Origin of the sequence: uncultured Rummeliibacillus sp. (assembly GCF_934216135.1) — a bacterium.
In the GTDB taxonomy this organism is placed as follows: domain Bacteria; phylum Bacillota; class Bacilli; order Bacillales_A; family Planococcaceae; genus Rummeliibacillus.
This window is the reverse complement of record NZ_CAKQBI010000015.1, coordinates 70091-82003: the sequence shown is the minus strand read 5'-3', so window position 1 is coordinate 82003 and position 11913 is coordinate 70091. Positions and strand designations below refer to the sequence as shown.

Here is an 11913-nt window from a genome sequence, read left to right as displayed (position 1 = left end):
TTGTGCAAAAGGAGTTGTGAGTTGTGCAAAAGGAGCTGAGTTGTGCAAAAGGAAGCTTGAGTTGTGCAAAAGGAAGCTTGAGTTGTGCAAAAGGAAGCTTGAGTTGTGCAAAAGGAGTTGTGAGTTGTGCAAAAGGAGCTGAGTTGTGCAAAAGGAAGCTTGAGTTGTGCAAAAGGAAGCCTGAGTTGTGCAAAAAGGAGTCCCGAGTTGCGCTAAAGCTCCAGCGCCAAAATAAACAATTCCACAAATTATGGCAAACAATCTACAAATTCTACCCCCATCCATAATGTAAAAATAAATAACCCTCTCCCTCTTGAAATCCCCAAAAAATCCTTATAAAATATACCCAATCCAACCCCAGAATTGGAGGAAACTATTGCGTTTTAAAATCAACAAAGCAAAACCAGCCCAAAAACTATGTTCCCCAAACAACCTTATAAATGCTCATCTACGTGATTTTTTAATAGGCCGACTATGGCTTCGTGAGCATACGCCATTTCAGCAAAAAACAATAGAACAACATATTCAAATGGGACATATACAGACAATCCCCGGAGTACAACCAATCTCAACGACAAATAAACTATTCTCAAAAAATAATTGGAGATGTAACCGATGTAGAAACGAAGACCCAGAGTTTTTCGCTTCTTTCAATTGTGCTAAATGTCAACAAGTCTGTGTATATTGTCGTCATTGTATTAATATGGGACGAGTAAGTAGTTGTACAGAATTAATAAAATGGATAGGCCCCCCACGAAAAATACAATTGCCTTATGGAAAAAGACCGAATCTTTCGCATCTATTTCAATGGAATGGGACTTTCACACCTCAGCAGAAAAAGGCATCAGAGGAACTTGTTGAAAGCATTAAGAAGAACCAATACCATTTGGTACATGCTGTGTGCGGAGCAGGTAAAACGGAGATTCTGTTTCCTGCTATTGCAGAATGCCTGATGCAAAATAAACGTGTCTGTGTTGCAACACCACGAACTGATGTAGTACTTGAATTGGCACCACGAATACAAAAAGTATTTCCGAATACTTTTGTACAAGCGCTTTACGGAGGAGCAACAGTTGAACATCGTTATTCTCCCCTAATAATTGCAACAACACATCAACTATACCGTTTTGAAGAGGCATTTGATGTGGTTATAGTCGATGAAGCTGATGCTTTCCCTTATACATTCGATGAAACATTACAGCAAGCGGTCCAAAAAGCGAAGAAGCCAGATTCGCCTATTTTATTTGTTACAGCGACGCCTTCGGATGTACTAAAAGATAAGGTGAAAAAGTTAAGAGGTGGATATTCCTTTATTCCAAGAAGATATCATACGCATCCACTCCCAGTGCCGCGCTTTGACACACTTTTTAACTATCAAAAACAAATTATGAAAGGGAAAATACCGAAAAAACTGCTAGATTGGACAACCACTAGACTAACAAATGATGAACCGTTTCTTATATTTTTCCCAACAATCGAACTAATGGAAAAAGCCGTACCACTTTTTCAAAAATTACATCCAACAATTGAAGCTGTTCATGCAGAAGATTCTAATCGTAAAGAAAAGGTACTTGCATTGCGCAAGAAAAGCGTGCCGGGATTGCTTACAACAACCATTTTAGAAAGAGGGATTACCATTCCGAAGGTACAGGTTGCTGTTGTAGGAGCGGAAAGTGGTATTTTTACCTCGAGTGCCCTGATCCAGATTGGTGGGCGAGTTGGGAGGTCTGCTGATGATCCTACTGGTGACTTGGTATTTTTCCACCATGGAATTACACTCGAAATGGATGGTGCGCGGAAGGAAATTATAAGTCTTAACAAAATGGAGGTGTTATCGTAATGTCCGTTAAACTCCCTCCAAAAACGGTAAACCATTGCTATTTATGTGCTGCGCCATTACATCACAAAGTCACCTGGCGTAAACTACTAACACCCACAAAAGAACCAGTTATTTGCGATAAATGTCACCAAAGATTTGAACGCGTCACGCCCAATCAGCAAAAATATGAAGACGTTACTGCGTTATATCACTATAATGAGCCGATGAAAGATTTCCTACATCAATATAAGTTTCTCAAAGATGTTGTACTATCTGAAGTTTTCCGTGAAGAAATTTATCAACATCTAAAAGATGAACAAGCTATCATAGTCCCAATACCAATGCATCCAGAAAAACAAAAAGAAAGAACGTTTGCGCATATTGAAGAACTACTGATAGCAGCACGTATTCCATTTACACATTTACTTGAAAAAATATCACCTGTCACCCAATCGAGTAAAACAAAAATAGAAAGAGAACAATCAGATCAGCTCTTCAAACTAAAAGCCCATGAAGCAATCAAACCAACACACTACATCCTTGTAGATGACATTGTCACAACTGGAACCACTTTACAGCATGCAAAATCATTATTAATAGAAGCAGACGCAGAAAAAGTCACCGCATTTACACTAATCCAAGGATAAGCAAACAAGTCTAGCATCATTTACTGATGTACCAAAATTTCTATTAATTTGTTATGATGTATTCGTAAATAATTTTCAGATAAAATATTCAAAAATAATGTCGACAATATAAATAGATATAGTTTAGCTACAATAGGAGGAATAGTTATGGGGGAATTACGAGATTGTCCAAAATGTGGAGATTTCTTTAATTACACTGGAGTTAGAGAGATTTGTCCAAAATGTGCAATGTCAGAGGAAAAAATGTATGAAGAAGTGTATCGCTTTTTACGTAAAAGAGAAAATCGTGCTGCTACAGTTGATCGAATTGTAGAAGCTACTGGTGTAGAAAGAGAACTTTTATATAAATGGGTTAAGAAAAATCGGTTACAGCAAGCATTGTTTCCAAACTTAGGATATCCATGTGATAATTGTGGGCGTTTAACATCAAAAGGAAAGCTTTGTGATGATTGCGCAAGTGAATTGAAATCAGAATTAAATAAATTCGAAGCTGCGCGAGAATTCAGAAGAAGTGTTGAAGAAAATTCGAGGGCTACGTATTTGGCAGAGCGGAAAAAAAAGTAAAATTAAAAAGTAAGAGCTAACGAAAGGAAATTATTTTGTTGGCTCTTTTATATTAGAGTAAAATTATTCCACTTACAAAAATCTATGCTCCTTCATAAAAATATGTCTAACTTCACAAGTAAATCCTAATGCTTTATAATCACTCTTTAAATAATGGAGGAAAATAGCACTACAACTATTTTAAAATGATAGGTTGTCTTTCGCTATTTATGTAAAAGTACTTAATTTCAAGTAAACTCAACCGAAATAACATGTAGACAATGAAAATTGAGAGGGGGCTCTTAAAAATGAAAATCTATAATTACGGTGTGAATAAGGTAAACCCTTATCAAAATCAATCTGTAAAAACGGAGCAAGTTAAGAAAAGTACATTTAAAGTAACAGATCAATTAGAAATTTCTTCAGCTGCGAAGGATTTGCAAGGTATTAAAAGTTATGCTGATGAGCGAGCAGAACGCGTTCAACAACTAAAAGAGCAGATACAAACTGGTAATTATCAAGTAGATGCAAAACAACTTGCATCCGATATTCTGAAATATTATCGCAAATAAAAAGGAGCTTGAAAAATGGCCATTGACCCACTATTAACTATTTTGGATAAACTTGAAAAAATGCATAAGAGTCTTCTCAAACTGGCTTATCACAAAACCGAATTGATTAAAGTTGGGGATATGGAAGGACTCGATCAGATGCTGAAAAGTGAGCAAGCGCACGTAGCTGCCATTTCACAACTCGAGCAACAGCGCCAGAAAGTGGTAACGGAATACCTAGGAGCAAAGGGGATTGCTCTCTCTGGTCAAGCTACTGTTGCTGATGTAATGGAAGCAGCTGATACGCCACAAGAAAAAGATAAACTAGATGAAGTAAGAAAAAGGCTATTGCTGACGATCAAAACCTTAAAAAAACAAAACGATTTAAATCAGAAACTAATTTTTCAATCGCTCCAATTCGTGAACATGACATTGGATTTACTTAGACCACAACCTGAACAGATTAATTATTCTAAAACAGAGGTTCGTGGCAGTAACATGGCAAAAGTGCATTTTGATTCACAAGCTTAACACCTCCAGTTTAGAGGTGTTTTTTTCTGAAACAAATATGGAATTGTTAACATTTGTCGATAGTTCCTTCAAAAAAAACAATTACATCCGATTAAAAGTATATATGAAAAACGAAATAAAACCGCTCTTAGCAGCTAAATATAGGAGGTAAAAGAATGAGCTCCACATTTATGGGATTAGAAACGAGCAAACGTGGTCTTACTACACAACAAACCGCATTGTATACAGTTGGCCACAATATCTCAAATGCAAATACGGACGGCTATTCCCGTCAACGCGTTAATATGGAAGCAACGAATGGTTTCCCAGGTGTTGGTATGAACGCACCTAAAGTACCTGGATATCTTGGTACAGGTGTGCAAGCCGGCTCTATTACACGTATTCGTGATCAATTTATCGATAACCAATATCGTCAAGAAACAACCAAACTAGGCTACTGGTCAGCAAAATCAGATGCTGTATCTCAAATGGAAGACGTCCTATCAGAACCTTCTGAATACGGCTTAAACAAAGCGTTCGACAATTTCTATGCATCCTTACAAGATTTAAGTGCAAAACCAGAAAGTGCGGCCACTCGTGCAGTAGTAGCACAACGAGGCGAACACTTAGCAGATTCGTTCAACTACATAAGCACACAACTAACACAAATCCAAACTAATCTCAAAAATGAAATTAGTACGGAGTCTGGCAAAGTAAACTCAATCATCAAACAAATTGCAGCACTAAACCAACAAATTGGTAACGTCGAACCAAACGGTTATTTACCAAATGATTTGTATGATGCACGTGATTCACTATTAGATCAACTATCAGAATACTTTAATGTAACAGTAGACTACACAAAATCAGGCGGTAACGCACTAGATATTGCAGAGGGTTCTATGAATGTTTACATTAAACTCGATGATGGATCAAAAGTTCAAGTAGTAAACAAAGATAAAGGTGCTACACTAACTGCAAATGGTTATAATCCAGATGTAGTAGATGCTACCACGAAAGAAGTTAAGTCTTATAAACACAGTGCATTTGATGGTTCTGATAATTATTCAGCGTTTACGGATTTCACTATTAATATGGGTGGCGCTACTTCTACTATTTCATATGACCAATTTGATAATGTTGGATCAGGTAAAATGGCTTCTTTGATCAATTCGTATGGTTATGCGACGCAGACGACGGATACATGGGATGCTGGTACAAACGAATGGAAAGCTACAGTAGATCTTACTGCAGGAGGAAAAGTACTATCAGACGGCTTATATCCAGATAAATTGGGAGAGTTAAATGTATTAGCCCAAAAGTTTGCGGAAGAATTTAATAAGTTACATACAGCCGGTTTTACATTAGGTGAAGGAGCAACAACTTCAACGAACGGAGCTAATTTCTTTGTTGATATCGACGGTAACGGTACGGCTGGTAATAACAAAATAACTGCAGCAAACATTAAAGTAAACTCAACCATCTTAGGCAATAACAACTTAATTGCTGCCTCAACAGGTCTAAGCGAAGAAGGTAATGGTAAACAAGCTATATTACTTTCAAACTTAAAAACAACAACCATTGCTGGTTTAAATAATGCATCAGCACAAACGTATTATGAAGGATTAATCGGTGATTTAGGTGTACAAGGTCAACAAGCAACAACAATGGAATACAACTCAACAACCATTCAGTTAACCATTAGTAACAATCGTGCATCCGTTAGCTCTGTATCATTGGATGAAGAAATGACGAATATGATCACATTCCAACAAGCATATAACGCTTCAGCTCGAATGATCACTGTAGTAGATGAAACGCTCGATAAAATCATCAACGGCATGGGCCGTGTAGGGTTATAGGAGGTAAATTTCAATGCGTGTAACACAATCAATGCTTTCTAATAATATGCTTCGCAATCTAAATACAAGTAATAGTAAAATGGGCAAATTACAAGAACAACTCTCATCAGGCTCAAAACTAACTCGTCCATCTGATGATCCAGTTGCTTCTGTAAAAGGCATGGGGTATCGAACAACCCTTGTGAAAAATGCTCAATATACTCGTAATATGAATGAAGTAAATAGCTGGTTAGATGCATCAGATGAATCACTCGGTCAAGTAGGAAGTGCATTGCAACGTGTACAAGAACTTGTAACACAAGCAGCAAACAGTACTAACACAACAGATGATCGCGAAAAAATGAAAAAGGAAATTGAACAAATCCGCGAACAAATCAAAGATATTGCAAACTCTAAAATCGGTGACAACTATATTTTCAGTGGAACGAAGACGACAACGCCTCTTTATGATAAAAATGGATTTATCGGTGGAACAGTAGAAGGTACAACAACAATTGCTACTCCACCAGGTACAACAACAACTGGTGCAATTGCATTTCCTGTTACTAATTTAGATATCAATACCGGAAAAGCAACAGATGCTAATGGAAACGATGTTCAGTTTACTACCGGAACAGATGCAACGGGGAATAAAATACTATTGGCTAACGCTAATACTGGTGCAAGTCAATTTACATTAGATGACAATGGTTATCCAGTAATCCAATCTCAATCTGGTTTTAGCTCTAATGTTTCAATCGAACTTTATAGTGGCATTACATTAGATGTCAATTCAGAAGGCTATGAGCTATTCCAAAAAATTGACAACATGATGGCAAAAGTAGAAAGTAAACTACAATCTGGTGACGATGCGAAAGAATTAGTAGGTGATTTACTAGGTGGAACAGGATCTACTAAAGATAAATCAGGTACAACAATCCAAGGGGCAATTGATCTTGTTTTAGAAGCTCGTGCAACAGTCGGGGCAAAACAAAACCGAGCTGAAATGATGGCAGATCGTTTAAGCTCTCAAAAAATCAGCGTCACAAAACAAATGTCTGATAATGAAGATGTCGATTACGAAGAATCTATCACAAAGCTAATCACTGAAGAATCCATACACCGTGCAGCTCTTTCAGTAGGTGGTAAAATCATTCAACCAACATTAGTTGATTTCATCAATTAATATATAGTTTGAGGGCTCTCACATTTATAGGGAGCCTTTTTCATAAGGATGTGGCAATTATGAAACTAGATCAAATTCAAATCCATACAACAGATGCAAAAGTTGACTTACATATCAGTGACCCTGTCCAACATATCGAAGAACACAGGGCACAACAACATATCGAACAACCAGCTGCAACTCTTGAAATCCATTCGGAAGCTGCCAAACTTTTCGTAGACTCCTCACAAGCATACCGTGATTTAGGACTACTAACACCAAAAGAATCATCAGAGCAATATGCACAAAAAGGTAAACAAAAAGTGATGGAAGGTATCGCTCGTCGTGTTAGTGAAGGCGACCAGATGATGAATATTAGTAAAAATTCTGGAAATGCTATTCAGCAAATTGCTGCAAGTAAAGCAATTCCTGCCCCGCCACAAATGGCCATTACATGGAAACCTTCTGTTGGAGCAGTAAAAATACGTTATCAAGCAGGAAGTCTAGATATCAATATTCAACAACATAAGCCGAAGATTGATGTTCAATTAGGAAAGGTTGTTCATGACTATACGCCAGGTGATGTTACTGGTGATTTAGTACAAAGACCTTCCGTAGAAACAACAGTGATCAAAGCGAAATAATAATGGTGTATGCTAATCAAGCGTACACTTCTTTTTTATGTCACAAAATAAGAAAACGTATCGGTATTATTAATAATGAACATGATAAAATAATTTGAACAAGAAAAAACGAAAAGAGGGAAAAAAATATGAAAATCGATACAAAATTTTTAGGGAAAATAGAAGTGATGCAAGAACAACTATATTCTTTTGAAGAAGGCATCCCGGGCTTTCCAGAAGAAAAACAATTCGCATTAATTCCATTCGGCAAAAACACACCATTTATGATTTTACAATCAACATCAAATGTTCAAATTGGTTTTGTCCTAGCGTTCCCATATACATTTAAAGCAGACTATACATTCGACATATCAAAACAAGATGCAGATGCACTGAACATCAAAAAACAAGAAGAGATAATTACATACGCAATTGTTACACTAAAAGATACATTACCAAACTCAACAATTAATTTACTAGCTCCAATCATTATCAACACAAAAACACGACAAGGACGACAAATCGTACTAAATGACAACAACCAAGAATTATTGCATTATCCTTTAAAACCAGTTAAAGAAGGTGTGAAATAATGCTTGTTCTAACACGGAAAACTGGCGAGTCAATCATGATTGGCGATGAGATTGAACTGAAGATTATTTCTGTTGAAGGTGATCAAGTTAAGATAGGAATCGATGCACCTCGTTCAGTGAAAGTGTATCGTTCAGAAATCTATAAATCGATTCGAGAGGAGAATAAAGCTGCTTTGGATTCTTCTATTGATTTGTTAAAAGAGTGGGGAATAGATTAAGAAAGAGGCTATCTTAGGTGGATAGTCCTTTTTTATTGTTCAATTTTGATTTTGAAGTAGATTTATCTTTCTCTTATTAATGGGCAGTAAGATGTTTACATCAAGATTGAGAAAAATCAAATCGGTTGTTGGACAATTCCATGTATCTTATTGCCACACTAACCATAAAAGTAAAAACCATGTTATTTTTATGGATTTAATACCGATAAAATAGTATCAGGTCTAAAGGACCTATTTGAATTTGATTTGAGTTATAAATCTACAAGGATGTAGTGAATCTTTAAGGAGGAAGAATTTTTGAGGATACAACATAATATAGCTGCTTTAAATACAAAGCGTCAGCTAGGGATTAATAATGATAAAGCATCAAAAAGCTTAGAAAAGTTATCATCAGGCTTTAAGATCAATCGTGCAGGTGATGATGCAGCAGGCCTTGCAATTTCTGAAAAAATGCGTGGCCAAATTTCGGGATTAAATATGGCAAGTAAAAATGCACAAGACGGTATTTCTCTTATTCAAACAGCAGAAGGAGCATTAAACGAAGTACACTCAATGTTACAACGTGGACGAGAATTAGCAGTACAAGCAGCGAATGATACAAATGTCGGTGAAGATCGTGATGCATTGCAAAAAGAAGTATCTCAAATTCTTCAAGAGATTAATGATACTGCGGACCGTACAGAATTTAATACGATGAAAGTGCTAAAAGGTGGCTCAACTTCTTCTTTCAGTATGTCAACACCAGATGCAGCAAGCTTAAGCCAACGTTTAGCGAATTCAATGTTAGGAAATGCAGAAGCAGCAGTAACAAATGCTTATGGATTAAATCCAGATAAAGTATCGATTGAAGTGAAATATGAATATCAAAGTCCGGGCGGGGCGGTTGCATGGGTAACTTCTCAAGTTAATCCAATTCCTAGCAAACCAATCTCCTTGACAATAGACGAAGCAGACTTCTTTACCGGATCATCTATGTGGATTGATAACGACCGTATTGTAACACATGAAATGACACATGCAGTAATGAGTGCAGCAATTGATGACTTCGGTAGTTTACCTGGATGGTTTAAAGAAGGCGCAGCAGAATATGTCGCCGGTGGTAATGAACGTGTAAGAGGTTCAAATGTTTCTGATATTATTACAAACCATTTTGGTAGTATTGCAGATAGTGACGGATATGCAGCAAGCTTTTTAGCAGTTAAATATTTAGACGATAAATTAAAGGACAATGGTAGTGATATTTCGCAGCTAATGCAAGATTTGGAGAACGGTCAAACATTAAATGACGCATTGCAAGCAAAATTAGGTCAAAATTTAACTACATTTGAAACTGATTTTAGAACTAATGGGGCTGCGCACTTTGTTGGTAATACTTTTGCGGGTACAGGTAGTATTTTAGATCCTACAGGAACCGTATCAGATGCAGATTTAATTGCAGATACAGCATCTACATCATCTTTATTTAGTTATACGTGGTCAGCTTCTACAAATTTTGTTGTATCGACAGGACCATCATGTGTAAGTTTCCAAATCGGTGCAAATGAAGGACAAACACTTCAAATGGAATTACCGAACCTTTCTACTAGTACACTTGGCATCAGCGGTGTATCAATTAATACTCAAAGTAAAGCTTCAACAGCTATTACTAAATTCGATAATGCTATTGAAAAAGTTTCAGCTACCCGCTCAACACTAGGTGCACTACAAAATCGCTTAGAACATACGATTGACAATTTAGGTAATGCAGCAGGAAATTTAACATCGGCCGAATCACGCATTCGAGATACAGATATGGCTGCTGAAATGATAAACTTTACGAAAAATAATATTTTAACTCAGGCAGCTCAATCAATGCTTGCACAAGCAAAACAACAACCACAGGGCGTTCTTCAATTACTCCAATAGCCAACTAAAAAATATTTAAATTTTTTAGAAATTGACTAAACAAAGTTGAGCTTCTTACGATATATGTAATGTAAGGCAATAGCCGAACAACTCCACAGGGACGTGGAAGAAAACTTATAATTCAAGGAGGAATCTCAAAATGAGAATTCAACACAATATCGCGGCTTTAAATACACACCGCAACTTAACTGCAAACCAAGCAGCATCTTCTAAAAACTTGGAAAAATTATCTTCAGGTTTCAAAATTAATCGTGCAGGCGATGACGCTGCAGGTCTTGCAATCTCTGAAAAAATGCGTGGCCAAATCTCTGGTTTAGATATGGCTTCTAAAAACGCTAATGACTCTATCTCTTTAATCCAAACAGCTGAGGGTGCTCTTAACGAAACTCACTCAATTCTACAACGTATGCGTGAATTAGCAGTACAATCTGCCAACGACACAAACGTTAACGATGACCGTGATGCTTTACAAAAAGAAATTTCTCAATTAACTTCAGAAATTGATCGTATTGCAGACACTACTGAGTTCAATACACAAAAATTATTAAATGGTGGTTTCAAAGGTACATTCCAAATTGGTGCTAATGAAGGCCAAACTATGAAAATGGATATCGGCAAAATGGATGCTGCTTCATTAGGTTTAACTAAAACTAATACTTTAGTTGAAGACGTTGCGGTTACAGGTTTAACAGATGGAACTTACACTGTTGATGGAGCAGATGTTAAAGATGCTAACGGTCAAAAAGTAGGTACAGTAGCTACTAATGTATTTACAGCTGCAGATGGCACAACAGCTACAACTTTCTCTGATGCAACTGATATTACTAAAGCAGGCACAACTATTGAAGTTAAAGACGGTAAAGCAACAATTAAACAACCATCTGATGCTGATGTAGCTAAAGTAGCGGCAGGTGAATACAAAGTTGCAGGTGCTTTAGTTCTTAAAGACGGCCAAGAAGTAGGTACATTTACTGGTGGTACAGCAACAATTAAACAAGCTGACGGTTCAACAGTAGATATCACTAATGCTAAACTTGGTACAGCAACTGCATTAGCTGACGGTTCAACATTCAAAGTTAACGGTGTGGATATCGCTACACGTGATCAAGCTTCAGGTTCTATCACTGCTATCGACGATGCAATTAAAAAAGTATCTGACCAACGTTCTTCTCTAGGGGCTGTTCAAAACCGTTTAGAACACACAATCAACAATTTAGGTACAGCTTCAGAAAACTTAACAGCTGCTGAATCACGTATTCGTGATACAGATATGGCTGCTGAAATGATGGCGTTCACTAAAAATAACATCTTAACTCAAGCTGCACAATCTATGTTAGCTCAAGCTAACCAACAACCACAAGGTGTTCTTCAATTATTACAATAATTCAAGTAGCCTAATATTTTTTAACGACCTTCCATTAGGAAGGTCGTTTTTTACATGGAGAGATATTTTTAAGAAATTTATATGTAGGGTTTGGTGATTGCTTTTATATAACTT

The 11913-nt window shown here is 36.8% G+C and carries 12 protein-coding genes; all 12 read left to right on the top strand.

Translation table 11 applies throughout. The annotated features are described in order from the left end of the window. Positions 1–436: 436 nt before the first annotated feature. Positions 437–1840, top strand: a complete 1404-nt coding sequence (locus Q0977_RS11270) for a DEAD/DEAH box helicase (protein WP_299513852.1) — start codon at positions 437–439, stop codon at positions 1838–1840. Next, the gene (locus Q0977_RS11265) at positions 1840–2466 is read left to right on the top strand and encodes a ComF family protein (RefSeq protein WP_299513846.1); all 627 of its coding nucleotides are present in this window, start codon (positions 1840–1842) and stop codon (positions 2464–2466) included. The genes Q0977_RS11270 and Q0977_RS11265 overlap by 1 nt, the downstream gene beginning before the upstream one ends. Positions 2467–2613: 147 nt before the next feature. Next, positions 2614–3030: a TIGR03826 family flagellar region protein gene (locus tag Q0977_RS11260; protein WP_119415613.1), complete on the top strand. Its 417-nt coding sequence runs from the start codon at positions 2614–2616 to the stop codon at positions 3028–3030. A gap of 287 nt (positions 3031–3317) precedes the next feature. Then, a complete protein-coding gene (flgM, locus tag Q0977_RS11255; protein WP_119415614.1) occupies positions 3318–3581 on the top strand; it encodes a flagellar biosynthesis anti-sigma factor FlgM in 264 nt (87 codons plus the stop codon). Between the two features lie 15 nt (positions 3582–3596). After that, positions 3597–4091, top strand: a complete 495-nt coding sequence (locus Q0977_RS11250; protein WP_119415615.1) for a flagellar protein FlgN — start codon at positions 3597–3599, stop codon at positions 4089–4091. Between the two features lie 155 nt (positions 4092–4246). Then, positions 4247–5932 carry a flagellar hook-associated protein FlgK gene (flgK, locus tag Q0977_RS11245; protein ID WP_299513839.1) on the top strand — a complete coding sequence of 562 codons (1686 nt, stop codon included), beginning with the start codon at positions 4247–4249 and terminating at the stop codon, positions 5930–5932. A gap of 13 nt (positions 5933–5945) precedes the next feature. Continuing rightward, the gene (gene flgL, locus Q0977_RS11240) at positions 5946–7097 is read left to right on the top strand and encodes a flagellar hook-associated protein FlgL (protein ID WP_299513836.1); all 1152 of its coding nucleotides are present in this window, start codon (positions 5946–5948) and stop codon (positions 7095–7097) included. A gap of 59 nt (positions 7098–7156) precedes the next feature. Further along, entirely contained in the window at positions 7157–7720 is a 564-nt protein-coding gene (locus tag Q0977_RS11235) for a DUF6470 family protein (RefSeq protein WP_299513833.1), read from the top strand. 128 nt (positions 7721–7848) lie between these two features. Further along, the gene (gene fliW, locus Q0977_RS11230) at positions 7849–8292 is read left to right on the top strand and encodes a flagellar assembly protein FliW (protein ID WP_299513830.1); all 444 of its coding nucleotides are present in this window, start codon (positions 7849–7851) and stop codon (positions 8290–8292) included. Further along, positions 8292–8510, top strand: coding sequence for a carbon storage regulator CsrA (csrA, locus tag Q0977_RS11225; RefSeq protein ID WP_299513827.1), 219 nt, complete (start codon positions 8292–8294; stop codon positions 8508–8510). The genes fliW and csrA overlap by 1 nt, the downstream gene beginning before the upstream one ends. Positions 8511–8807: 297 nt before the next feature. Beyond that, on the top strand, positions 8808–10415 hold the full coding sequence (locus Q0977_RS11220) for a flagellinolysin (protein WP_299513824.1): 1608 nt from the start codon (positions 8808–8810) through the stop codon (positions 10413–10415). A gap of 139 nt (positions 10416–10554) precedes the next feature. Then, positions 10555–11799, top strand: a complete 1245-nt coding sequence (locus Q0977_RS11215) for a flagellin (RefSeq protein WP_299513821.1) — start codon at positions 10555–10557, stop codon at positions 11797–11799. The last annotated feature ends 114 nt before the right edge of the window (positions 11800–11913 follow it).

What these genes read in the sequence shown, in the direction of transcription:
- Q0977_RS11265 (WP_299513846.1), top strand. Translation starts at nt 1,840, where the DNA reads ATGTCCGTTAAACTCCCTCCAAAAACGGTAAACCATTGCTATTTATGT.
- Q0977_RS11260 (WP_119415613.1), top strand. Translation starts at nt 2,614, where the DNA reads ATGGGGGAATTACGAGATTGTCCAAAATGTGGAGATTTCTTTAATTAC.
- flgM (WP_119415614.1), top strand. Translation starts at nt 3,318, where the DNA reads ATGAAAATCTATAATTACGGTGTGAATAAGGTAAACCCTTATCAAAAT.
- Q0977_RS11250 (WP_119415615.1), top strand. Translation starts at nt 3,597, where the DNA reads ATGGCCATTGACCCACTATTAACTATTTTGGATAAACTTGAAAAAATG.
- flgK (WP_299513839.1), top strand. Translation starts at nt 4,247, where the DNA reads ATGAGCTCCACATTTATGGGATTAGAAACGAGCAAACGTGGTCTTACT.
- flgL (WP_299513836.1), top strand. Translation starts at nt 5,946, where the DNA reads ATGCGTGTAACACAATCAATGCTTTCTAATAATATGCTTCGCAATCTA.
- Q0977_RS11235 (WP_299513833.1), top strand. Translation starts at nt 7,157, where the DNA reads ATGAAACTAGATCAAATTCAAATCCATACAACAGATGCAAAAGTTGAC.
- fliW (WP_299513830.1), top strand. Translation starts at nt 7,849, where the DNA reads ATGAAAATCGATACAAAATTTTTAGGGAAAATAGAAGTGATGCAAGAA.
- csrA (WP_299513827.1), top strand. Translation starts at nt 8,292, where the DNA reads ATGCTTGTTCTAACACGGAAAACTGGCGAGTCAATCATGATTGGCGAT.
- Q0977_RS11215 (WP_299513821.1), top strand. Translation starts at nt 10,555, where the DNA reads ATGAGAATTCAACACAATATCGCGGCTTTAAATACACACCGCAACTTA.